Source organism: Cardiobacterium sp., assembly GCF_057314735.1.
In genome coordinates this window covers 88854-112086 of record NZ_DBHKZK010000060.1, presented here as the reverse complement: position 1 = coordinate 112086, position 23233 = coordinate 88854, and the positions used below count along the sequence as shown (strand labels likewise).

The window sequence follows — 23233 nt, the reverse complement described above, 5'->3', positions numbered from 1 at the left end:
CCCCGTGGGGGAGGGTCGGGGTGGGGGCAGCAAACAAGCCGCGTTAGCGACGGTACAAATTGTAAACAGCCCCTAACCCCGCCAACATCGCCATTGCCCGCCCCACCACAACATCCACCCCGCATGAAAAAAATCACCCTTAACATCGACGACCTCGGCCTCTCGCCTGCCGTCAACGAAGCCGTCTGCCGCCTCGCCGAAGCGCGGCGCATCCACTCCGCCAGCCTGATGAGCCTCGGTGAACTGCCGCGCGAAACCCTCGCCCGCCTTGACGCCAGCGACTGCGAACTCGGCCTGCACCTTGACCTCACCGCCTTCGCCGCGCGCGAATACCCCGCCATTGGCGGCAGCCTGAAGCGCATCATCGCCCGCGCCTGGCTGCGCCGCTTTGACCCCGTCGCCCTGCGCGACCTCATCCGCCGCCAGCTTGACCGCTTTGAAGACATGACCGGGCGCGCGCCTGCCTTCATTGACGGCCACCAGCACGTCCATCAGTTCCCGCAAATCCGCGAAACCCTGCTGGCCGAAGCCGCCGCACGCTACCGCGACCACCCGGCGCTGCGCAGCACCCGCCCGATTGACCGCGCGCGCAAGGCGCGCCTCATTCACGCCCTTGGCGGACACCACCTTGACCACCACAGCGACGGCTGGCGCAAAAACCCATACTTTGGCGGCGTTTACAACTTCAACCCCGATGCCGCGGCACTGCAACGGCACTGGCAACACTGGCTCGCCACCGCGCCCGACGGCACCGTCATCATGTGCCATCCCGCCGTGCCGCGCGACGACTGGCAGGACGACATCAAACCCGCGCGCGAGCGCGAATGGCATTTCCTCACCAGCGACGCCTTCGCCGCCCTGTGGCAGGCACACGACTGCCAGCCACAACGCTGGGCGGCGTTTACCGGATAAACCGCCCGCAATCATCATGACGCGCCGTGACTGTCCTGACCAAAATTAGCCATGCTTTGACTAATTAGTCAAAACATGGCTAATTTCATATAATGCTGTACATACAAAGAGATAGCATGAACACCGACCCGCTTTATTGAAAAACACCTGACCGCCCGCCAAACCTTCCCCGCAACCCGGAGCGCCCCATGAAAAACACCGCATTCACGCCCCTTATCGAACATGCCATCCGCGCCCCCTCCGGCCACAACACCCAGCCGTGGCGCTTCACCCTCGGCGCAGACTGCATCACCATCGCTCCCGATTTCAGTAAACGTCTGCCAGTCGTCGATCCCGACAACCGCGAACTCTATATCAGCCTTGGTTGCGCGGCGGAAAACCTGCGCATCGCCGCCAGCCATCACGGCTACGCGACCACCACTGCCATCGCCGCCGACGGCGCGATTACCATCACCCTGCAACAACAGCCCGGCATCACCCCCGACCCGCTCCTTGCGCAAATTCCCCGCCGCCAAACCAACCGCGCTACTGCCGATGGCCGCCGCATCCCGCCGTCCGCACTGGACGACATCCTCGCCGCCAGCCAAAGCGCAGGTGTGCAACTGCACGCCTGGGAGAACGGCAGCCCCGCCTTTGCCCGCCTCGGCGCGCTGGTCATGGCGGGCAACACCGCGCAAATGCGCGACCCCGCTTTCAAGCACGAACTGCTGACGTGGATTCGCTACAACCGCAAAGACAGCGAACGCACGCGCGACGGGCTCAGCTACGCGGTAATGGGCGCACCCAACCTGCCGCGCTGGCTCACCGCCCTCATCATCCGCCTCATGCTTAACCCCCGCAGCCAGAACAACAGCGACCACAAAAAAATCGCCGCCGCCTCGCACCTGCTGCTCATCGCCAGCGACGGTGACGACATCCCGGCGTGGATTGCCACCGGCGGCGTCCTGCAACGGCTGCTGCTACAACTGGCCGCACACGGCATCGCCAGCGCCTGGCTCAACCAACCCTGCGAAGTCGCCGCACTGCGCGCCCGCCTCGCCGACGAATGCCCCGGCGCACACCCGCAAATCCTGCTCCGCCTCGGCTACGCCGCCCCGCTGCCCTATGCGCTGCGCCGCCCGCTCGCGGAAGTTGTCGCATAACCCGCACGCGGGAGGTGTGGCATCAGGAAAAGCGGACGTAGCGACTACTTCGTCGGGTGTGTGCCGCAGGCACGCACGCGGAAGTGTGGCATCAAGAAATGCGAGCGTAGGGTGGGGCTTGCCCCACCGCCGACAACCACCGGACGTAGCGACTACTTCGTCGGGTGTGTGCCGCAGGCACGCACGCAGAAGTGTGGCATCAAAAAATGCGGACGTAGGGTGGGGCTTGCCCCACCGCTGGCCATCTGCCCTGCGTATAGCCATCCACCGTATGAGGCTTTCGGTGAATGGCTATAACGCCGCCGCTTGGGCGGCGTTCTTTTTGCAACCACGAAATCACATCATTTTGTGGACTTTTACACAAACCTTGTGGATTTGTCGCCATAGGCGCGTTAACATACCGGAAAACCGCATAATTCTCGACCGCTCACGGAGGCGCGCCTGCTGTTTTGCTGCGTCGTAACAGCAGCGGTTTTGCTGTGCCATCTTTTTGAAACTACACTAAATTCTTTAATTTTTGCTGGACTTTTCCGCATCCCGCATTCCATAATGCACCACGGCAAAATGTGAATTTCGCCGTGATTTTCCGTTAATTCATGAGTGAGGTGTGTATGCAAGAGTCTCCTTCCGCCGCCGCGCCGCGCAAAGCGGGAATTGGCGCGTATATCGCGCTGATTTTTGCGGTGATTTTTTTCTCCGGCATCAGCGTCAGCAAGCCGGTGCAGGACTTCGGCACGGTGATTGCCGAAAAGCTCAATGTTGAGCCACAAAAGGTGCATGACGTCTTCAGCGTCTTTGATTTCAACACGTTAAACGGCAAGTTCGGCAAGGTGCTGCTACCGGAAAAGGCGGACAAGCCGGGCGAGCATCCGGGCAATTTTTCCGGTGACGGCGGTGTCGGCGCGCGCCAGGGCTTCATGTTTGCCCTGACCCTGATGCCGACCACGCTGTTTGCGATGGGCATCATCGCCGTGCTGGAGTATTACGGCGCGCTGGAAGCGATGCGTCGCCTGTTGCAGCGTATTTTGAAGCCGCTGATGGGCATCCCCGGCGATACCGGCCTCGCGATGATTGCCAGTTTCCAAAGCACCGATGCGGGCGCGGCGCTGACTCGCGCGCTCTACGACGAGGGCAAGCTGACCGCGCAGGAACGCGATATTTTTGCGATGTTCCAGTTCAGCGCGGGCGCGCCGATTACCAATTTCCTCTCCACCGGCACGGCGCTGCTCGGCCTGACTGCCGCAGCGGTTGCAGGCGGTGATGCGGCGAAAGTCCCTGCCAGCGTTGGCATCTGCCTCGGTGTCATCTTCATCTTCAAATTCGTCGGCGCGAACCTGATGCGGCTCTACCTCCGTCTCACCGTCGGCAAGGAAGGAACGCAGCCATGAGCGATATCCAAGAAAAACAGATGATTACCGATGTCTTCGTCAGCGGCGTCAAGCGCGGCTGGGGCATCGCCACCGGCAGTATGCTGCCCAACGTGCTGATGGCCTTTATCCTCATCCATTTTTTGAACCTCACCGGCATCCTCGGCCTGCTCGGTACACTCTGCGGCCCGGTGATGAAAGTCTTCGGCCTGCCCGGCGAGGCGCTGATGGTGCTGCTCGCCGCGTGGCTGTCGATGGGCGGCGGTGTTGGCGTCGCCTCCAGCCTGTTCGCCGCCGGAACCCTCAGCCTGCACGACATTGCCGTCCTCGCCCCGGCGATGTACCTCATGGGTTCGCAGGTGCAATTCATCGGGCGACTGCTCGGCGTCACCGGCGTACCGGGCAAACACATCCCGGTCATGGTGCTGATCTCCATCATCAACGCCCTGCTCGCGCTGTTCGTCATGCAACTCATCGTCTAGGAGCAAAATCATGAAAAAAGAAACCTTTCTGGAACACCTGAAACCCTTCATCAACACCGACTGCGGCAGCTACCAGCCCGCCGGTGTTGGCAAAATCGCCGATATGCTCACCGAGAAATACACCGCGCTCGGCGGCTGGTACATCAAGCGCCAGCACCTGCACGACGAAGTCGGCCCCGGCCTGCTCATCACCAACCGCGAAAATCCCGACCACTACGACGTGCTGCTCGTCGGCCACATCGACACCGTCTTCCCCGAAGGCACCGCCGCCGCGCGCCCGTTCAAGGTAGAAGGCGACCGCGCCTACGGCCCCGGCGTTGCCGACATGAAAAACGGCGTCGTCGCCATCTACGCCGCGCTTGCCGAACTCGACCCGGCGGTGCGCGACAAACTCTCCATCGGCGTACTGCACAACCCGGACGAAGAAATCGGCTCCATTCACTCCGACCCGTGGCTGCTGGCGGAAGCGAAAAAAGCCGACCGCGTGCTGGTATGCGAATCCGCGCGCGCCGACGGCTCGCTGGTGAACCGCCGCAAAGGCAACGCCACCTTCATCATCACCTACCACGGCGTCGCCTCGCACGCCGGTAACGACCCGGAAAAAGGCCGCTCCGCCGTGCTGGAAATGGCGCACTGGATCGTCGAACTCGCCAAACACAACGACTACGCCAACGGCACCAGCCTGAACGTCGGGCAGGTGAAAGGCGGCAGCGCCAGCAACGTCGTCCCGGACAGCGCCGAAGCCGTGCTGGACCTGCGCTTCTGGGACAACGCCAAATACGACGAAATCCGCGCCCTGCTGGACAAACTCGCCGCCAAGCCGTTTGTTGAAGGCGTCAGCGTGGACATCCGTGTCAAATCGCAAAAACCGGCGATGGTGATGAACGCAGGCACCGAACAACTGATGCAACTCGTGGAAAAAGCGGGCAAAAAAATCGGCCTGCCGATTACCTGGCAGGCGGTCGGCGGCGGCTCGGACGCCAACACCACCTCCGCCCACGGCATCCCCTCGCTGGACGGCTTCGGCCCCATCGGCGCGGGCTTCCACAGCGAAAAAGAATATCTGGAAATCGACAGCATCGAGCCGCGCGTGGCGCTGCTGCAAGCGGTGCTGGAAGAAATCGCTTCCTGATTGGCCCGCTTACGGAAAGCCGCCCTCCGGGGCGGTTTTTTTGATGACTGTTCGGCAGGTCGGATGACGTACCCGACGCTTTCGATGTCGACCATGAATGGCCGACCTACGCTGGTCGCATGGTTCAGATGAATAATCCGGTCGTAGGTCGGGTACTTGTGCCCGACATTTTCCGATGTCGGCATAAATGGCCGACCTACGTTTGCTCTTTGTGAGAATTGCATACATCCGCCCTGCCCCATTGCTGAATTTCCCTCACAACCCCATGCGCCGCCGCCGGGCTAATCAAACCGCGCGCGACCGTCGATAATGCGCGCCATCACAACCACGGAGGCACCATGCCCAATATCCTCGTCATCGGCGCGACCGGCTCGCTCGCCCGCACCGTTATCGCCACCGCCGCCGAAAACCCGGCGCTGCACCTCACCCTCTTTGCCCGCCAGCCGCGCAATTTGCCGCCGCAATACCCCGCCATCGCGGGCGACGCGCTTGACCCCGCCGCGCTGCAAGCGGCGATGCGCGGGCAGGACATCGTTTATAGCCATCCACCGAAAGTTTCAGACAAGGCGCGCCGCTGAAGACAGTACGCGGTTGTACGGCGAAGCGGCGCAACACAGTATGAGGCTTTCGGTGGATGGCTATACATCAACCTCGCCGGCGACCTCGGCCGCATGGGCGCGAACATCGTCGCCGCGATGCAGGCGACAGGCGTGCGCCGCGTCATCGCCATCAGCTCCATCGGCATCTACGACACGCCCGTGCGCGACATCCTCCGCCCCTACCGCGCCCTCGCTGACTGCATCGAAAACTCCGGCCTCGATTACACCATCCTCCGCCCCGACTGGTTTACCGACGCCGACGAAATGGACTACCAGCTCACGCCGAAAGGTGAACCCGAATGCGGCCATGCCGTGTCGCGCAAAAGCATCGCCGATTTCGTCTGCAAACTGTTCGCCGACCCGGCAAAATATATCGGCGCCAATCTCAACATCAGCAAACCATGAAAAAACGGCGATAGCTGGTTCATCGAAAAATCCGTCGCCACCCTTTACTGATTTCACTCCAACCCAAAGGAAACAACCATGAACCTGCAAGACATCCAGAACCGCTTTGAACTGAAACACCTCGTCGATCACTTCTCCAACCTCGCCGACGAAAAGAAAGTCGCCGAACAAATCCCGCTCTTCGCCGAAGACGCGGAAGTTATTACCTATATCGGCGATGAATTGTTTGCCCATGCCCAAGGCCGCGCGGAAATCGAAAAAGTCTTTGCCAATTACCTTGCCCAATTCCATACCGTTTACCATCTGAACGGCCAGCAAACAGTGGAATTGCACGGCGACCGCGCCGAAGGCATCGCCTATTGCCAGGTCGCGCTGGTCAGCAATAAAGACAGCCACGACGAAATGCTCACCCATTATGTGCGCTACAACGACAGCTACGCCAAAATCAACGGGCGCTGGGTCATCCAAAAACGCATCGCCCATTTTATGTACAGCGAAACCCGCACCATCCACAAATAAGGAATCATGATGCGAAAAATATTTGCTGATTTGCCTCAACAAATCCTTTATCAACCGCTGCGACAACCGTCGCAGCTTTTTTATGCTATTTTTCCCGTTTTCAATACTGGAACATCCCATGCGCCTGTACGCCCTGTTGCCCTGTTTTATTTTTGCCGCCGCCTGTGCCGAAACGACCCACTATGAATGGGCGGTGCCGGTTAAGGCGGAAGCCAATCTTTATCGCGTCGATGACAAACTCTACCGCAGTGAACAGCCGGTGCGCGACGATGCCGCGCTCATTAAAAAGCTGGGCATTAAGACCGTCATCAACCTGCGTTATTTCGACCGCCGGGGCGATGAAAAAGCGCTGGCGGGCAGCGGTATTGCGCTATTCAACCAGCCGCTGCTCACTTGGCGCATCCGGCCAAAAGATATTGCGGCGACGCTTTATCTGATTGAGCGCCAGCAACAATACGGCGCGGTACTCGTGCATTGCTATCACGGTGCCGACCGCACCGGATTGATGGTCGCCATGTACCGCATTGTTTACCAGCATTGGCCTGTTGCAGAAGCGAAACGGGAAATGCTGCAAGGGCCATATGGCTACCATAGTATTTGGGTCCATCTGGAGCGGCTGTTCAGCGCGGAAGATATTGCGCAAATCCGTGAACGGTTAAGCCAATTACGCGGCGATAAAAATAATCTGTCGCCGCCATATAGCAGGGAGCGGGAGATTTTTTAGCCCATAGGACAGCGAGGCGACGCCATGCCGACAGGGCAGGACGGGTTTTCATTGCCCGCCACCAGCGGCGGCGGTAAAGTACGCGCCCATTTTCAAGCGGATAACTCAAGGAGTTCACCATGCAGGGTCAGTTGTGGATTGTCGCGGCGCCGTCGGGGGGCGGCAAAACCAGCCTCATCGCCGAGGCGGTGCGGGTGCTGGACGATGTGGTCGAAAGTGTGTCGCACACCACGCGCGCCGCGCGGCCGGGCGAGGTCGAGGGCGTGCATTATTTTTTCGTTGAACACGCGCAGTTTCAGGCGATGATTGATGCCGACGGCTTCCTCGAATACGCGCAGGTTTTCCACAATGCCTATGGCACCGCGGCGGCGTCTGTCGATGCGCTGCTCGCGGCGGGCAAGGACGTGATTTTGAGCATTGACTGGCAGGGGGCGCAGCAGGTGATGCAGCGGCGACCGCAGACGCGCACGGTGTTTTTGCTGCCGCCGTCGCTGGACGTGCTGCGCGCGCGCCTCACCGCCCGCGGTCAGGACAATCCCGCCATTGTCGCGCAACGGATGGCGGAGGCGGAGGAGCAAATCAGCCATTACCGCGAGTTTGAGTTCGTCATCGTCAATGAGGATTTTCAGCGTGCCGCCGGTGAATTGCAGGCGCTGATTTTGTGCGACCGCCTGCGCCGGGCGCGCTGCGAGGCGGATTTGCAACCGCTGCTGAAGCGACTGGGGCAGGAATAGCGCCATTTTCGCCCATGATTTTGTGAGGATTCGATGCGATGAAATTCCTGCAAGCCAACGGGCTGCCGCATCCGTATGTGATGCTGCTGCTGGCACCGCTGTTTTGGGCGACCAGCAATGTCACCGGCAAACTGGGCAAGGCGTGGCTGTCGCCGTATGAGTTCACCTTCTGGCGCTGGCTGCTGGCGACGGCGCTGTTGTCGCTCCTCTTTCGCGCCCGCATCCGCCACGACGGGCCAGCGCTGCGGGCGCGTGCCGGGTGGCTGTTGGTCGTCGGCGGCAGCGGTTTTGCGCTGTTCAACATTGTGCTTTACAGCGCCTTTGCCCGCGACGCGAGCGTGGTCAATGTGTCGATTATTACCGCGCTGATTCCGCTGGCGGTGCTGCTGGTGGACGTACTCGTGTTGCGCGGGCGGGCGCATCCGCTGCAATGGTGCGGCGTGGCGCTGTCGTTCGTTGGCGTGGTGTGGGTGGTGAGCCGTGGCAGGCGTGGCTGCTGCTCGGCTATGTGGTGCTGTTTGTCTCGATTGTGTCGAAGCTGTTTTATATGGAAGGGGTGATTGCGATTGGTGCGAACCGCGCGGCGCTGACGATGAATATGTTGCCGGTGTTCGGCGCGCTGGTCGGCGCCGCCTTTTTTGCCGACGAGCATTTGGGCGGCCATGTGCTAATCGCGCTGGCGCTGGTCGCAGCGGGAATTGGCCTCTCGGAATGGGGCGCGCGACGGCTGGCACGCCCGGTCTGAGCGGCGTGCGCGATGTCAAGGATGGCGGGTTTCATCAGCGCCGCTTCGCGAGGCCCATCACGTTGCCATCCGCCAGCGGGTCAGGTCGGTGAAACGGTTTTGCGCGTTCCGCCTCGCTGAGAACGTTGCGCCCGCCGGGGTCGGGGAGATAGAGCAGCGGCAGGTCGCGGCACAGGCCGAGATTGGGGCAGTTATCGCGGATGGCTTCGACGATTTCCTCGCCGAGCAGTTCCGGATCGGCGCGACGTGAGGCGGGCGTGCTGATTTCGTAGCGGATTTGCCATAGATACGCGGCGCGGTCGTGCGGGCGGAAGGTCAGGTACAGCGTGTTGGTCCGGTTGCCGTGGCGGAGGTAGTGGCGCATGAGGAAGACGTCTTCCAGCAGTTCCCACGGGATGGTGGCGGCGTAACCGTCTTTCATGCCGTAGCGCCAGTAATGCACGCCGTCGCTGTCAAGGGCGACGAAGATTTCGTAATTCACCCCGGCGTCTTCGACGCGGATGCTGTCGTAGGTGGCGACGTAAACCATCATGTAAAGCAGCAGGTTAAAGGCGCCGATATAGAGCAGCGGCAGCCAGTTGCCGCTGTAGAGGCCGACGAGAAAGAGGATGGCGAACGCCAGCGCGAGCAGGCCATAGATGCAGCCAAAAACGAAGTTGAACGCGGCTTCCGGCGCGCGGAAATACCAGATTTCCTTGAGACCAGCGGGAACGTTGGCGCTTTTCTCCGCGCGTGGCGGCGCGGGCGGAAGGCGCGCGCTGATGTGTTTGACCAGATACGCGCCCAGTGCCGCGCCACGCAGGCGCTTGCCCTGACTGTCGCTGCCGTGCGCATATTTGAGCTCCAGCGCGACGTGCGCCGCCACTACCGCGTCGGCGGTTTTCCAAGCGATGAGCAGGCGGTCGTGGTGCGCGCGCCGTTGCACCTCGTCCGTCCAGGCATCCAGCACCCGCTTCCACGGCAGATGCAGCTCGCGTCCCTTTGGCAAGGCGTTATGGCGGATGGTGATGCCGCTCCCGTCAAGGCGGACGAACTCGCGCCGCAGGATGAAGGCGGTGTAGCGGTAACACAGGGTGCAGGCGTGCGCGAGCAGCGCGGTAAAGAGCAGCAGCGCGAAGATGACTTCAAGCGTCCGCGCGGGCGGCAGGTCATAAATGAGCCAGGCGGCGGTCGCGGCGTAGCCGAGGGCGAGCAACAGGCGCAGCCAGCGGCGGCGGAAGGGGATGGTGAGCGGGTTCATGGCGTTATCCTTTGTCATTCCCCTGCGCATTGGTCAGGGTTACTTGCGGCAATCCTCTGAATTTGAACAGGTTGGGACAATGCAGGCGGATGTTGGCGGCGGCTTCTTCCGTTTTTTGCTTGTTGCTGCCGGTGTCGTACTGGATATGCCGCAAATAACGCGCACCCGCATAGGGGTAATAAACCAGATGCAGGGAGCATACCCAGCTGCCGTTATCGAGACGATAGCTGTCCGGCGAGACGGCATGAATGCTTGCCCAGGGAATATCCGCTTCACTGTTTCGCGTCATGCCATAGCGCCAGTAATGTACGCCCACAGGGTCAATGCGAACAAAGCGGCGTCCCGATAGCCCGGAAAGCCAGTGCATCAGTGAGTCGTAAAGAATATAAATCGTGCCCAAAAGCAGCAATAACAAGAAACTGGTTACTCCTATGCCCGCTGTTACATCGCTTATTGTTTTGGCATTCACCATAAAAGCGATAAAAAAAGTCAGTGCGACCAGTGCCAGCACGACCATCACCACGCCAATCAAACAGCCGTCCCCGTTATCACCGGTGCCAAAATTCCAGTATTTCCGCCAGTCTTCGGCAACATCGGCGGGAATCAGGCCGGATGGCACGGGCGTGCTGCGCAAATGTCGCCGGACAAATGCCTCCAGCAATGGCGCCAATGTCTTGCCGCGTACCGTCTTGCCACGCGCATCCCGCCAAACCGCACCCTGCAATTTCAGCGCAAGGTGTTCCAGTCCGTCTTCGTCCGTGCACCAAACGAGACACAGGCAATCATAATGGCGGTGTAACTGGTATTCGTCCGCCCAGGCGTCAAACACATTTGCCCACGGCACATGGAATGTTTTCTGGCGCGCCACATCGTTATGCCAGACGGTAATGCCTTTGGCATCGAAGCGGATAAATTCACGCCGGAAAAAGAAACGGGCGTAGCGCCAGGTCAGATAGCAGCCATGCAGGGAAAAGGCGGCTATAAATAATGAGACCATTGCCCAGTCTTTATGCTTTTCATCTGTATCCAGAGCAATAAGATAAGCCAGCCAGGCAGTAATGAGCGCGTAACAAAGAACGCACAACAGGCGCAGCCAGCGGCGGCGGAAAAAGACCGTTTGCGCGGTCATGAGCGGGGTGCCTGCAATGGCCGCGCGTCCAGTCCGAGCCAGACGTCCGCGTCGCTGACGATGACCGGGCGCTTGATCAGGGTCGGCAAGGCGTACAGCAGCGCGATGAGCGCGTCCCCGCCCGCCGCCTCGGCGGCAAGCACTTCGGCCTTGTGCACGCGGTATGTCGCGGAACGTTTGTTAATGAGCGTCGTACCGAAGCGGGCGAGCCAGTCGCGCAGCAGGGTTTCGTCCGGCGGGGCTTGTCGCAGGTCAATGAAGTGGTAGCGCACGCCGCGCTGGTCGAGGATGTTGCGCGCCTTGCGCACGCTGTCGCAATTGGGGATGCCGTAGAGTTTCATCGGGGTGAGAGGGTTGCAGGTGAAGGCGCAATTGTTGTCTGAAGCGGCGCGCAAGGCAAGGCGCTTTCGCCTTGTGCTATAGTCGCCGCTCCATTCACAACCGGAGAACATGATGTTTTTATCCCTCCCCCGTATTTTGCCGCTCGTTTTGGCATTGACGCTGCCTGCCTATGGTGACAACGAACCTGCGGAAAATACAGAAAACGGTGAATCTGCGACAAACGGAAACGTCGTCATGGATACCGCTCCCACAAATGAACCTGCGGCGAAAAATCCGCTTTCTTTGCCCAAGCAGGATGTCAATGATTTTGACATTTTTGGCGTCAAACTCGGCATGACCTGGGATGAAGCCCGCGCTGCCCTCAAGGAGAATTTGCAGATTGGCGACAAGGAAATTGTTGTTCTGTCTTCCAAAACGAGGTTGCCATTAAGTGGCAAGTTGGTTCCCGACCATTTGTTGGTCAAGAGAGGTTATGAGCAGGTAGAAGTGTGGTTTAATTCCAATGCGCTTCATGAAAAGCCGGATGAACTTGCCGTATGGATAGTCTCGCATTATTCTTATTACATTAATTGGGATGATTATCTGGAAATGGCAGCAGAGAAATATGGTAAATACGAATATGATGGCTATAATAAAGATATAGGGAAATTTGTTGTTTGGTGCAATGGTTGCACCCCTGTTAGTGTTCCGGATGTACCGCATCTGATTTTCAGGCAGAAGTTTACCAATCTGGATATGGAATTAAGGGATGAAGGTTATCAAAAGGCATTGGAGGAATTTGAAGCGCAAAACAAAGGCAAGATACCAAATTCCTGAAATATCCCACACGTTACAAAAACGCCCCGCATTGCGGGGCGTTTGGTTTTTAATGACTCATGTCCCAATCTTGATCCATGCCGGGGCGTGGTCGGAAGGGCGTTCCCAGTAGCGCGGGGCGGTGTCGATGCCGGCATCAAGCAGCGCAAGCGCGTCGCTGGCAAGGGTCAGGTCAATGCGCAGGCCAATGTTGCGGCGCAGGCCGCCCATGCGATAGTCCCACCAGCTGAATTGTTGGGTGTCCGGGTGCAGCGCGCGGTAAGCGTCTTTGAAGCCGAGCGCGAGGATGTTTTGTAATGCCTGCCGTTCGGGCGCGGAGCAGAGGATTTGGTCGCGCCATTTGTCGGGGTCGTGGACGTCGAGGTCGGCGGGGGCGATGTTGTAGTCGCCGGTGATGACAAGGCGCGGGTGTTCGCGCTTGAGGTCGTCGATGTAGCGCGTCGCGGCGTCGAGCCAGTGCAGTTTGTAGGTGTATTTTTCATCTCCTACCGCTTTGCCGTTGGGGACGTAGAGGTTGAGGACGCGCACGTCGCCGATGCTGGCAGCGATGGCGCGCGCCTGTTCGTCGGCGTAACCGGGGATGCCGCGCACCACGTCGGTCAGCGGCTCGCGCGCGATGAGGGCGACGCCGTTGTAGGTCTTCTGGCCGTGGGTGGCGATGTGGTAGCCGGCGGCTTCGATGGCGGTGGTGTCCACGGCGGCGTCGGTCTGTTTGAGTTCTTGCAGGCCGAGGATGTCGGGCGCAGTTTCGTGCAGGTATTGCAGGACGTGCGGCAGGCGGACGTTGAGCGAGTTTACGTTCCAGCTGGTGATGTGCATGGGCAGGTTTCCGGGTGTCAATTTTTGTCAGTTCGGGTAGAATATTCGCATTAAATCACGGTTTTTTGGCTTTTTCTATCGGTCTTTCCATGCGCGAATTTCGTTTGTTTTCGTCGCGCCCGCTCGCGGTCGGCGATGTGCTGCCGCTGGATGAGGCGGCGCACCGTCATGTGGGCAAGGTGCTGCGGCTGCGCGTCGGCGCGCCGTTGGTGTTGTTCAATGGCGACGGTTTTGATTATGCGGCGGAGCTGGTGGCGTGCGATCGCCGCGCGTCGCAGGTGCGGATTGTCGCGCGCGAGGCGGCAGGCAATGAGTCGCCGCTGAATCTCACGCTGTTCGCCGCGCTGCTCAAGGGCGAGGCGATGGACCGGGTGGTGCAGAAGGCGGTGGAGCTGGGCGCAAAGCGGATTGTGCCGCTGCGTACCGCGCGCAGTGAGGCGTTGCCTGCCGATGAGCGGCTGGAACGCAAACGCGCGCATTGGCAGGGGATTGTGGTGGCGAGTGCGATGCAGTGCGGCCGCGCCACTTTGCCGCAGGTGGACGGTATTTGTGATTTTGTCGATGTGCTGGACGATGCCCCCGGTCTGCGCTGGATTTTTTCGCCGCATGATGCGCCAGCCGCCAGTCCGCAGGCGGCAGAGGCGGTGAGTGTACTGATTGGCCCGGAGGGCGGTTTTGCGCCGGATGAGGTCTCTGCCGCGGTGAACGCGGGCTGGTTGCCGCAGTCGCTGGGGCCACGGGTGTTGCGCGCCGATACGGCGGCGACGGTCGCGCTCGCGCGGGCGCAGGGTTGTTTTGGCGATTTGTCGCGGGAGGCGACGTGCTGTTAAGGGACGATATTCAAATTCCGCTGCATGATCCGGGGCGGATTGTCAAAATCACCGGCGAGGAGAGTATGCTCTACCGTGCCGCGATGTTACGCGTGTTCAATGTGGTGCGCGTGGTAGTGGTCATGCTGTTTTTGCTCGGTTTTTCGCTCATCGGTGCGGATACGGGGCGGGCGCTGCCGCTGGATCTGGGCGGCACCGGCTGGCTGTCGGCGCTGGTGATTGTCTATGTGCTGGTGATGTCGCTGCATTGGGTGCTGTCGCTGCGCACGCCGGTGGCGGAGCGGCTGTTTTTGAGCAATGCCATCTGGGATATTTTTCTGCTCGGCCTGCTGATTTTCAATTTCGGCCTGCTCAACTATACCAATCTGCTGATGCTCTCCATTTTGAACGCGGTGCTGCTGTCGGCGATGACGCTGACGCTGCGGCAAAGCGTGATTTACGCCATCACCCTGGTGGTGGTCTGGCTGGCGACCGCCGCGCTGTTGCAGGCGATGCCGCAGGTGTCGTGGCATAAAATGGGCGATGTGCCGCCCGCCGAGGGTTTCAGTCGCCTGATTGCCGTCTTTCGCGGCAACGGTATCGCCTGGCTGGAACCGGCGGTGGTCGCCCTCGGCATGGCATTTCTGGCGCTGCTGGTGAGCTACCTCTCCACCCAGGGGCGCGACAACCGCATCAACGTCGAACTCAGCCGCCGCTACACCAGCCAGCTGCGCAAGATGAACGACTCCATCATCGAAGATATGCAAAACGGCCTGCTGGTGGTCAGCGGCGACAGCATCATCCTCACCCTGAACCGCCAGGCGCGCACCATCTTCGGCCTGCCCGCGACGGCGAAAGTACCGCGCACCCTCGGCGAACTCCTGCCCGAGCTGGCACGGCGCTTTGGCCGCTGGCAGCATATGCGCTTCAACGACAGCCGCACGCTCGACATTGGCAAGGGCAGCTACAGCCTCACCTTCAGCGCACTCAAATCCGATGACGACATGGCGCTGACCCTGCTGATGCTGGAAAGCATCGACGAAAGCTACCAGCGCGTGCGCGAAACCCGGCTCGCCTCATTGGGCCGCTTGACCGCAGGCATCGCCCACGAAATACGCAATCCCTTGAGCTCCGTGCAAAGCGCCGCCGACCTCCTCGAAGAAATGAGCGACGACAACAAAGTCCACTTCCTCACCGACAAAATCCGCAACAACACCCAGCGCATCAACAACATCATCTCCGACATCCTGAACCTCTTCTCCGACAAGCCGCGCAACACCAAACTCATCCCGCTCAACCCCTTCCTCCTCGGCGTCATCAACGAAGCGCGCACCAACGACGAAACCAGCCGCGCCAAAATCCGCACCGACATGGACGCGACCAAAGAATACGCTGTCTTCTTCGACGCCGGCCACCTCGAACAAATCCTGCACAACCTGATGCTCAACGCCGTCAAACACGCCGGGCGCGACGACGTCGAAATCACCGTGCGCACCCGCATCGGCGACGTTGGCCGCTTCCTCTACATCGACATCCAGGACAATGGCCGTGGCGTGGCGGCAGACGACGAAGAAAAAATCTTTGAGCCCTTCTTCAGCAAACGGCACGGCACCGGCCTCGGCCTCTACCTCGTGCGCGAAATGTGCGTCGCCAACCAGGCACAAATCGTCTATGTGCGCAAAGAAATCGGTGCCTGCTTCCGCCTGACGATGGAGCGCTACCTCGCCAACGAAGACGACCCGCACGAAAACGAGCCACACGACAACATCCAGATTCTCTAAAAACCAGGACACCACCATGACCAAAGCACTCATCCTTGACGACGAACGCGACATCTGCGAACTCATCGAAATGAGCCTGATGGGGCAGGACATCACCTGCACCAGCGTCTATACCATCCGCGCCGCCATCAAGGCGCTGAAAGAAGAGCGCTACAGCTTCGTCATCTCCGACATCCGCCTGCCCGACGGCGACGGCCTCGACTTCCTCGCCCACATCCAAAAAAACTACCCCGGCCTGCCGGTGTGCATGATCACCGCCCACGGCAACATGGACACCGCCATCCGCGCCCTCAAACTCGGCGCCTTTGACTTCATCAACAAACCCTTCGACCTCAAACAACTGCGCAACGTCTGCAAAGCCGCGCTCAAAGAAGGCCACGGTCAGCTCGGCGGCGGCAACGCGGGCGGCTCATCTGCCGCTCCCGGCAAAAAAGCGGCAGGCGGACAAGGCGGTGGTCGCTCCAGCAGCAAATACGAACTCATCGGCGACGCCGACGTCATGCAAAAAGTACGCGCCATGATCAGCAAAGTCGCGCGCTCCCAGGCCCCCGTCTTCATCCACGGCGAATCCGGTACCGGTAAAGAAGTCGCCGCCCGCTCCATCCACCACCAAAGCAACAGAGCCGAGGGCGCATTCGTCGCGGTGAACTGCGGCGCCATCCCCGAAAACCTCGTCGAAAGCGAATTCTTCGGCTACAAAAAAGGCGCATTCACCGGTGCCAACCAGGACCAGGACGGCCTCTTCGTCGCCGCCAACGGCGGTACCCTCTTCCTCGACGAAGTCGCCGACCTGCCGCTATCCATGCAAGTCAAACTGCTGCGCGCCATCCAGGAGCGCGCCGTGCGCCCCATCGGCGGCGACCGCGAAGAAGCGGTGGACGTGCGCATCATCTCCGCCACCCACCACGACCTCGCCCGCCGCGTCGCCGAAAACAAATTCCGCGAAGACCTCTACTACCGCCTGAACGTCATCGGCCTCACCATGCCGCCCCTGCGCGAACGCGACGGCGACATCGCCATCCTCGCCGCGCACCTGCTCGCCAAACTGGCACGCGACGCGGGCTACCCCGAAGCCCACCTCTCACCGCAAGCGCTGGCCAAACTCGAAGCCTACCCCTTCCCCGGCAACGTGCGCGAACTCGAAAACATCCTCGAACGCGCGCTGACCTTCGTCGAAGGCGACACCATCGAAGCCGACGACATCCACCTCAGCGAAAACCGCATCCCGGCACAACCCGCGCCGCGCGCCGCCGTCGCACCACCGCCGGAACCCGCCACCATCGCCCGCCCGCGCCATCCCGTCGCCAGCGACGACTACCCCGACGAAGCCATTGCCGCCCTCGAACAATACCAGCCGCGGCAAAAAGACGGCACCGCCATCCCGCTGCCGAACGACCTCGAAAACTATATGCAGGGACTGGAGCGCAACCTGCTCATCAAGGCGCTGGAAGACTGCAACTACAACAAAACCAAGGCGGCGGAAAAACTCGGCATCAGCTTCCGCGCCATGCGCTACAAACTGAAAAAACTGGGCATCGACTAAGAACCTGTTCTCAACATCCCGATTATTCACATAAATTTGAATTGCTGCGCCGAATTATCCCCCTCCCCTGCAGGGCGAAGCTCGCAGCGGGGGAGGGTCGGGGTGGGGGGTGAGCGATATTGCTCATGAACTGAAATTCCTTTTTTCAATGGATTTGCTGCCTCACCCCAACCCTCTCTTTCGCAAGCAATGCTTGTCCCACAGGGAGAAGGGAGTATAACGATGGTTCTACCTGCTCCCATTTGCAAGGAAACGGATTTTCCCAAATTCCAAACAGTTATATAGCCATCCACCGAAAGTTTCAGACAAGGCGCGTCGCCGAAGACAGTACGCGGTTGTACGGCGCGGGTTTCCCTAAAAAATGGCTTCGCCATTTTTTAGGGTGCCCGGTCAGGCGACGCAATACCGTATGAGGCTTTCGGTGGATGGCTATAAAACCCAATCCCCTACCCGCTCCCACATAAACACCATGAAAAACAAACCACTGCCTGCCCTCATCGCCGCGCTGGCCCTCTCCGCCTGCCAACCCGCCCCGCCACCCGAAAACCCCGCGCCAGCCGCCCCGCACAACCTCATCCTCTACTACCACGGCGACCACACCGACGCGCTGCGCCGGGAAATCGCCGCCTACGGTGCAGAAATCCTCTACCACTATCCGAACCTGCACGGCTTCGCCATCCGCATCCCCGCCAACAAAACCCTCGAAGCGGCAGAAGCACACTTCAGCCGCCTGCCAAACATCAACGGTGTCGCCCGCGACCAAATACAACAACTACAATAAAGCCGCCCTTTCCTTAACCCACCCCGTCAAAGGAGCATGACATGACAGAACCCGGCGAATACTTCGGCATCTTCCTTTCCATGACCATCATCCCGATGGCAATGGCATTCGGCGGCTCGCGCAAAACCTTCAAACAAAAAATACCCGCACTATTGCTGCTAATACTGCTGATATTCGGCACAGTATCCCTGGCAACCCAAAAAATTCGCTGGTCGGCATTACTCATTTCCAGCATTCTTGCCTTTGCCATTTGCGGCTTTTACCACCTCACAGCCCATCACGGCGACAAAAAAATATACCTCTTCAAAAAACCGCAAGACACGCCGCCCGACAACACAAACCAGGAAGAAAAAACATGAGCCTCGCCGACGGACTCGCCATCGTGCTTTTTATCCCGGTATCGGCGGCATTGCTCATCCATATCCACGCCTTATTTACCCCGCCCAGCAGACGAAAAATCCTCACGCTTGCGCTGATATACACCGGAATCTACCTGCTCCTGCTCGGACTCATCCACCTGATTGTCGGCAACGTAGGCATCCTGCCGTTCTTTATATTGGCGTTTGTATGGATAAGAATACTGTTCCACTGCCAACTTGACGATACTGCTTTCCAACCGCCAGAAATAGACCCGGAATTACAAAAACGACTGATGAGTCGAATCCCGCAACGAAAAAAACCAACCGGCAAAAAACATACCTGATAGCCAAATGCCAGGGATTATGGGCTGTTTACCATTGAAAAATCCTCCTCCCCTGCAGGGCGAGGCCCACAGCGGGCGGGTACCCATGCAAAATGCGGATGCATTTTTCGTGGGGCCCGGGGGAGGGTTGGGGAGGGGGTGGGCGATATAGCCATCCACCGAAAGTTTCAGACAAGGCGCGTCGCCGAAGACAGTACGCAGTTGTACGGCGAGGCGACGCAACACAGTATGAGGCTTTCGGTGGATAGCTATATTATTGATGAGCCGAAATTCCAATTTTTCAATTGATTGCTGCCCCCACCCCAACTCCTCTCTCGCTGCGCGAGCTGTCCCAGTCCCAGAGGGAGAGAGGCTTATTCTGCTGAATTGCAAACAGCGCCTAAGGCAGTTACGAGGCTCCTTCGCCGCGCACTGTGCGATTGACCGCGATCAAACAAGCAGTGCTTTCGCATATTGCGGTAGTGCTCCATTATCTGCACGAAGCTGGTACCACGCACAAAAAAGCCGCCTGCGGGCGGCTTTACGAATTAGCGCGGTGCTTCGTCGTCGTTGTTCTCGCCGTAGTACATCACGCCGAGTTTGATTTTGCCGCGCCCGTTTTTCAGGCGCCAGGCGTTGGTGTCGCGCAGGGAATAGACGCAGCCGCAGTATTCCTGCATATAGAAGTGTTCGCGCTTGCTGATTTCGATCATCCGCTGCGAGCCGCCGCCCTTGCGCCAGTTGAAGGTCCAGTACTGCACGTCCGGGTAGGGCTCTGCCGCGCGGATGCCGCTTTCGTTGATTTGGTTCATGTTTTTCCAGCGGCTGATGCCCAGCGAGCTGGTAATCACCGGGAAGCCGTGTTCGTGTGCGTATAGTGCGGTGCGTTCAAAGCGCATATCGAAGCATATGGTGCAGCGTTTGCCGCGCTCGGGTTCCCATTCCATGCCTTTGGCGCGGGCAAACCAGTTGTCGGTGTCGTAGTCGCAGTCGATGAAGGGGATGCCGTTTTTTTCGGCGAAGGCGATGTTTTCGTTTTTGCGCAGTTCGTATTCGCGCCGTGGGTGGATGTTCGGGTTGTAGAAGAAGATGGTGTAGTCGATTTCCGAGGCGAGCAGCGCTTCCATCACTTCGCCGGAGCAGGGCGCGCAGCAGGAGTGGAGCAGGACTTTTTTGTGGCCGTCTGGTGGGACGAGTTTGGGGCGTTGGAAGGGTGTGGTCATGACTGTGGACTATTTACAATTCGGAGGATAAGCCCCTCTCCCTCTGGGACTGGGACAGCTCGCGCAGCGAGAGAGGGGGTGAGGTGAGGGCAGCAAACAATTGAAAAATTGGAATTTCGGCTCATCAATAATATCGCTCACCCCCTCCCCAACTGCGGGCTTCGCCCTGCAGGGGAGGGAGATTTTTCAATTGTAAACAGCTCCTAGTGGCTGGTGGCGGCGGGGGTGAGGCGCTGGAAGACGCTGTCCGGGATGGGGCAGGGCTGGTGTTCCTGGAAGAGGTAGGTGCTACCTTTGTATTGCAGGGTGCCGCTACAGTTGTTGGGGTTGCCGCTCGTGGGGGCGGCGGTTGTCGGTGCGCTGCCGACCGGGACTTCTTCGGTTTTTTCGGCGCGGAAAAGTGTGCAGCGGCTGTAGCCTTTGCGTTTTTCGCCATCAACATAGATGTAGCTTTTGCCTTTGGGGCAACGGTAGATGGCCTGTTCGACGACGACGGTTTCGGTTTGCAGCGGCGGTTCGGACGGCGGGCTGAGTTTTTCGACAGGCAGCAGCGCGACGTTGTCGTCACCGTTGGTTTGTGCGTCAGTCGGTACGTCTGCGGCGGCGGTTGTGGCGCTTTCTGCGGCAGGCGCGGCAGCCGCTTCGGTCGCGCTGTCGCCGTGGGCTTCGTTTTGGTTCGCGGCAGCGGTTGTCGCTGCGGCTTCGGCTTCTTTGGCGGCGCTGGCCGCTTGTGCCTGGGCAACGATTTGGGCGGCGGTGTAGGCGTCGATGTTGTCGCCCGTGGGCAGGTTTTCGGCGGGCGTGGCGGCGGGTTTCGCCGCTTTTTTGTCGCCTTTTTTCGTCGCGGGTTCAGCGCTGGCTTGCCCCGCATCGTCAGCGGGTTCCTGGTGGATGCTGCCTGCAGCGGGCGGTTCGGGACGTACCGGCGCTTCTTCGCCGTTGGCGTATTGTGCCTGCGCACTGCCGCCGAGAAGGACGGCGAGCGCGAGCAGGCAGGCGGGGTTAGTCCTGGACACGGCTGAAGATGAGGGTTGCGTTGGTGCCGCCGAAGCCGAAGCTGTTGCTCATCACGGCGTTGAGCGGCTGGTTGCGGTTTTCGCGCAGGATGGGCAATCCGGCAGCGTTTTCGTCGAGGGTTTCAATATGCGCCGAGGCGGTGAGGAAGCCGTTTTGCAGCATCAGCAGTGAGTAGATGGCTTCGTTGGCGCCTGCCGCACCGAGCGCGTGTCCGGTGAGGGATTTGGTGGAGCTGACCGGCGGTACGGTTTTGCCGGCAAATGCCGTTTTGATGGCTTCCAGCTCGCGGGTGTCGCCGACCGGAGTTGAGGTGCCGTGGGCGTTGATGTAGTCCACGTCGCCGCCGTGTTCGGCCAGCGCCATTTGCATACAGCGCACCGCGCCTTCACCGGAGGGTTGCACCATGTCGTAGCCGTCGGAGGTGGCGCCGTAACCAGTGAGTTCGGCGATGATGGTGGCGCCGCGCGCTTTGGCGTGTTCGTATTCTTCGAGGACGAGGATGCTGCCACCGCCGGAGATGACGAAGCCGTCGCGGTTGGCGTCGTAGGCGCGCGAGGCGGTTGCCGGGGTGTCGTTGTAGTTGGTGGAGAGTGCGCCCATTGCGTCAAACATACTGGTCAGCGCCCAGTGCACTTCTTCGCCGCCACCGGCAAAGACGATGTCCTGTTTGCCCATCTGGATGAGTTCGGCGGCGTGGCCGATGCAGTGCGCGCTGGTGGAGCAGGCGGAGCTGATGGAGTAGTTCACACCCTTGATTTGGAAGGGGGTAGCGAGGCAGGCGGAGGTGGTCGATGCCATGGTTTTGGTGACGGCGTAGGGGCCGATGCGTTTGACGCCGCTCGTGCGCAGGGTGTCTGCCGCTTCGACTTGCGCCGAGGGTGTGGCGCCGCCGGTGCCGACGACGATGCCGGTGCGGATGTTGGAGATGTGCTCGGGCAACAGGCGCGCCTGTTCAATCGCTTCTTTCATGGCGATGTAGCAGTAGGCGGCGGCATTGCCCATGAAGCGCAGGATTTTGCGGTCGATGTGCACTTTGGTGTCGATGGTGATGCTGCCTTCGACCTGGGAGCGCAGCCCCATTTCGGCGTACACGGGGTTGTGTTTGATGCCGGATTTGAGTTGTTGCAGCGACGCCAGTACTTCTTTGCAGTTGTTGCCGATACTGGAGACGATGCCCATGCCGGTGACGACGACGCGTTTCATGTTTGGGGGTTCTCCTGGTTACATGGATAGGTGCAGTATTTCATAGCACGTTTTTTCGGTTTCGGGCTTGTCCCGATAGAAGGTGAAGACGGCTTGTTGCCATTTGTCCGGGTTATAGACGACCAGTTTGCCGGTTTCGTCATTTTGAGGTTGTGCCTGGAGTTTGTGGTTTTTCAGGCTGGTTGCCGGGTTAATCGCAGCGATTTCTTCGGTGAGGTATTTGCTGTCTTTGAATGCATCGGTCAGCGCGGTGCTGGCGGTAACGCCTATTTCGATGTGTTGCCAGCCGAAATCCCGCAGGATGTTGTCAAAGTAGCCGTCGAAGATAAATTTGTTCATGCCTGCCGCAGCTTTCCAGACGTAGAGCGGGCTGTAGCTGTTTTGCAAGGCACCCGTCGCTTTTTCGGAAATGAGGTAGGCCTTGAACAGCAGGTCTTGAAAGCCGTCCATGAGATGCCCGGATTTTGCGACCCGGTTGCGGATAATCGTCATGTCGTAATCGCTGGGCAGGGTGATCGCATAACGCATGGCGTGCATGGTCTTGTTCTCTGTTTAGAATTGGTCGGTGCTGGTAAAGAGGCCGACTTTGAGGTCGGTGCCGTGGTAGATGGGGTTGCCATCCACTTCCATGGTGCCGTCGGCGATACCGAGTACCAGTTGGCGCATGATGGTGCGCTTGATGTCGATGCGGTAGGTGACTTTGTGATGGGTGGGCAGCACTTGTCCGGTGAATTTGACTTCGCCGCAGCCGAGCGCGCGGCCGCGTCCGGCACCGCCTTTCCAGGCGAGGAAGAAGCCGACCAGTTGCCACATCGCGTCCAGGCCGAGGCAGCCGGGCATGACCGGGTCGCCCTGGAAGTGGCAGGCGAAGAACCAGAGGTCGGGGTGGATGTCCAGTTCGGCGATGATTTCGCCTTTGCCATATTTGCCGCCGTTGTCGTTGATGCAGACGATGCGGTCCATCATCAGCATATTGGGCAGCGGCAGTTGGGCGTTGCCCGCGCCGAAGATTTCGCCGCGTCCGCAGGCGAGCAGTTCTTCTTTGCTGTAGCTGTTTTGCGGGGTATGCGTGCTGGTCATGGTTGCC

Annotated in this window: 26 protein-coding genes and 1 pseudogene; 18 read left to right on the top strand and 9 right to left on the bottom strand. The window is 59.8% G+C overall.

The features are described 5' to 3' along the window. Nucleotides 1-123: 123 nt before the first annotated feature. The 11 genes and pseudogenes from ACO54Z_RS08830 to ACO54Z_RS08780 all read left to right on the top strand — a co-directional run bounded on the left by ACO54Z_RS08830 (nt 124) and on the right by ACO54Z_RS08780 (nt 8761). Entirely contained in the window at nt 124-912 is a 789-nt protein-coding gene (locus ACO54Z_RS08830) for a ChbG/HpnK family deacetylase (protein ID WP_485996676.1), read from the top strand. Nucleotides 913-1100: 188 nt separating this feature from the next. Continuing rightward, nucleotides 1101-2054, top strand: coding sequence for an Acg family FMN-binding oxidoreductase (locus tag ACO54Z_RS08825; protein ID WP_485996675.1), 954 nt, complete (start codon nt 1101-1103; stop codon nt 2052-2054). 611 nt (nt 2055-2665) lie between these two features. After that, on the top strand, nt 2666-3442 hold the full coding sequence (locus tag ACO54Z_RS08820) for a nucleoside recognition domain-containing protein (RefSeq protein ID WP_485996674.1): 777 nt from the start codon (nt 2666-2668) through the stop codon (nt 3440-3442). Further along, nucleotides 3439-3903 (top strand): YjiG family protein, encoded by a 465-nt coding sequence (locus tag ACO54Z_RS08815; RefSeq protein ID WP_485996673.1) that lies wholly within the window; start codon nt 3439-3441, stop codon nt 3901-3903. Before ACO54Z_RS08820 ends, ACO54Z_RS08815 begins: the two co-directional genes overlap by 4 nt. Nucleotides 3904-3913: 10 nt before the next feature. Further along, nucleotides 3914-5035, top strand: coding sequence for a M20 family metallopeptidase (locus ACO54Z_RS08810; RefSeq protein WP_485996672.1), 1122 nt, complete (start codon nt 3914-3916; stop codon nt 5033-5035). A 338-nt stretch (nt 5036-5373) separates the two neighbouring features. Then, a pseudogene (locus ACO54Z_RS08805) lies at nt 5374-6039 on the top strand (NAD(P)H-binding protein). Between the two features lie 78 nt (nt 6040-6117). Next, complete coding sequence (locus ACO54Z_RS08800) at nt 6118-6558, top strand: nuclear transport factor 2 family protein (protein ID WP_485996671.1); 441 nt, start codon at nt 6118-6120, stop codon at nt 6556-6558. Between the two features lie 118 nt (nt 6559-6676). Next, nucleotides 6677-7282, top strand: coding sequence for a tyrosine-protein phosphatase (locus ACO54Z_RS08795; protein ID WP_485996670.1), 606 nt, complete (start codon nt 6677-6679; stop codon nt 7280-7282). Nucleotides 7283-7401: 119 nt separating this feature from the next. Next, nucleotides 7402-8016 (top strand): guanylate kinase, encoded by a 615-nt coding sequence (gmk, locus tag ACO54Z_RS08790; RefSeq protein WP_298078779.1) that lies wholly within the window; start codon nt 7402-7404, stop codon nt 8014-8016. Nucleotides 8017-8054: 38 nt separating this feature from the next. Beyond that, entirely contained in the window at nt 8055-8576 is a 522-nt protein-coding gene (locus ACO54Z_RS08785; RefSeq protein ID WP_485996669.1) for a DMT family transporter, read from the top strand. Next, on the top strand, nt 8483-8761 hold the full coding sequence (locus ACO54Z_RS08780) for an EamA family transporter (RefSeq protein WP_485996668.1): 279 nt from the start codon (nt 8483-8485) through the stop codon (nt 8759-8761). Before ACO54Z_RS08785 ends, ACO54Z_RS08780 begins: the two co-directional genes overlap by 94 nt. A gap of 34 nt (nt 8762-8795) precedes the next feature. Here ACO54Z_RS08780 and ACO54Z_RS08775 read toward each other — a convergent pair whose 3' ends face one another. Genes ACO54Z_RS08775 through ACO54Z_RS08765 form a run of 3 tightly spaced genes read right to left on the bottom strand, consistent with a single transcriptional unit; the run spans nt 8796 to nt 11582 of the window. Continuing rightward, nucleotides 8796-10001 carry a hypothetical protein gene (locus tag ACO54Z_RS08775; RefSeq protein WP_485996667.1) on the bottom strand — a complete coding sequence of 402 codons (1206 nt, stop codon included), beginning with the start codon at nt 9999-10001 and terminating at the stop codon, nt 8796-8798. A 4-nt stretch (nt 10002-10005) separates the two neighbouring features. Next, nucleotides 10006-11130: a hypothetical protein gene (locus ACO54Z_RS08770; RefSeq protein ID WP_485996666.1), complete on the bottom strand. Its 1125-nt coding sequence runs from the start codon at nt 11128-11130 to the stop codon at nt 10006-10008. After that, nucleotides 11127-11582 carry an ArsC/Spx/MgsR family protein gene (locus tag ACO54Z_RS08765; protein ID WP_485996665.1) on the bottom strand — a complete coding sequence of 152 codons (456 nt, stop codon included), beginning with the start codon at nt 11580-11582 and terminating at the stop codon, nt 11127-11129. Before ACO54Z_RS08765 ends, ACO54Z_RS08770 begins: the two co-directional genes overlap by 4 nt. Before the next feature lies 1 nt (nt 11583). Here ACO54Z_RS08765 and ACO54Z_RS08760 point away from each other — a divergent pair, with 1 nt between their 5' ends. Further along, the gene (locus ACO54Z_RS08760; RefSeq protein ID WP_485996664.1) at nt 11584-12288 is read left to right on the top strand and encodes a hypothetical protein; all 705 of its coding nucleotides are present in this window, start codon (nt 11584-11586) and stop codon (nt 12286-12288) included. A 57-nt stretch (nt 12289-12345) separates the two neighbouring features. Here ACO54Z_RS08760 and xth read toward each other — a convergent pair whose 3' ends face one another. Next, the gene (xth, locus tag ACO54Z_RS08755) at nt 12346-13107 is read right to left on the bottom strand and encodes an exodeoxyribonuclease III (protein WP_485996663.1); all 762 of its coding nucleotides are present in this window, start codon (nt 13105-13107) and stop codon (nt 12346-12348) included. An 89-nt stretch (nt 13108-13196) separates the two neighbouring features. Here xth and ACO54Z_RS08750 point away from each other — a divergent pair, with 89 nt between their 5' ends. From ACO54Z_RS08750 to ACO54Z_RS08725, 6 genes are all read left to right on the top strand, one after another. Beyond that, a complete protein-coding gene (locus ACO54Z_RS08750; RefSeq protein ID WP_485996662.1) occupies nt 13197-13937 on the top strand; it encodes a 16S rRNA (uracil(1498)-N(3))-methyltransferase in 741 nt (246 codons plus the stop codon). Continuing rightward, on the top strand, nt 13928-15697 hold the full coding sequence (locus tag ACO54Z_RS08745) for a sensor histidine kinase (protein WP_298078794.1): 1770 nt from the start codon (nt 13928-13930) through the stop codon (nt 15695-15697). The genes ACO54Z_RS08750 and ACO54Z_RS08745 overlap by 10 nt, the downstream gene beginning before the upstream one ends. A gap of 16 nt (nt 15698-15713) precedes the next feature. Next, on the top strand, nt 15714-17240 hold the full coding sequence (locus ACO54Z_RS08740; RefSeq protein WP_485996661.1) for a sigma-54-dependent transcriptional regulator: 1527 nt from the start codon (nt 15714-15716) through the stop codon (nt 17238-17240). A 469-nt stretch (nt 17241-17709) separates the two neighbouring features. After that, nucleotides 17710-18021, top strand: coding sequence for a hypothetical protein (locus tag ACO54Z_RS08735; RefSeq protein WP_298079032.1), 312 nt, complete (start codon nt 17710-17712; stop codon nt 18019-18021). A gap of 41 nt (nt 18022-18062) precedes the next feature. Next, complete coding sequence (locus ACO54Z_RS08730; RefSeq protein ID WP_298079034.1) at nt 18063-18380, top strand: hypothetical protein; 318 nt, start codon at nt 18063-18065, stop codon at nt 18378-18380. Then, entirely contained in the window at nt 18377-18724 is a 348-nt protein-coding gene (locus tag ACO54Z_RS08725) for a hypothetical protein (RefSeq protein WP_485996660.1), read from the top strand. The genes ACO54Z_RS08730 and ACO54Z_RS08725 overlap by 4 nt, the downstream gene beginning before the upstream one ends. Nucleotides 18725-19251: 527 nt before the next feature. Here ACO54Z_RS08725 and ACO54Z_RS08720 read toward each other — a convergent pair. From ACO54Z_RS08720 to fabA, 5 genes are all read right to left on the bottom strand, one after another. After that, nucleotides 19252-19926 carry an epoxyqueuosine reductase QueH gene (locus ACO54Z_RS08720; RefSeq protein ID WP_485996659.1) on the bottom strand — a complete coding sequence of 225 codons (675 nt, stop codon included), beginning with the start codon at nt 19924-19926 and terminating at the stop codon, nt 19252-19254. Between the two features lie 203 nt (nt 19927-20129). Continuing rightward, nucleotides 20130-20942 carry a hypothetical protein gene (locus tag ACO54Z_RS08715; RefSeq protein WP_485996658.1) on the bottom strand — a complete coding sequence of 271 codons (813 nt, stop codon included), beginning with the start codon at nt 20940-20942 and terminating at the stop codon, nt 20130-20132. Continuing rightward, nucleotides 20929-22146, bottom strand: coding sequence for a beta-ketoacyl-ACP synthase I (gene fabB / locus ACO54Z_RS08710; protein WP_485996657.1), 1218 nt, complete (start codon nt 22144-22146; stop codon nt 20929-20931). Before fabB ends, ACO54Z_RS08715 begins: the two co-directional genes overlap by 14 nt. An 18-nt stretch (nt 22147-22164) precedes the next feature. Then, a complete protein-coding gene (locus tag ACO54Z_RS08705; RefSeq protein WP_485996656.1) occupies nt 22165-22683 on the bottom strand; it encodes a DUF4865 family protein in 519 nt (172 codons plus the stop codon). A gap of 15 nt (nt 22684-22698) precedes the next feature. Continuing rightward, nucleotides 22699-23226 carry a 3-hydroxyacyl-[acyl-carrier-protein] dehydratase FabA gene (gene fabA, locus ACO54Z_RS08700; protein WP_485996655.1) on the bottom strand — a complete coding sequence of 176 codons (528 nt, stop codon included), beginning with the start codon at nt 23224-23226 and terminating at the stop codon, nt 22699-22701. Between the last annotated feature and the right edge of the window lie 7 nt (nt 23227-23233).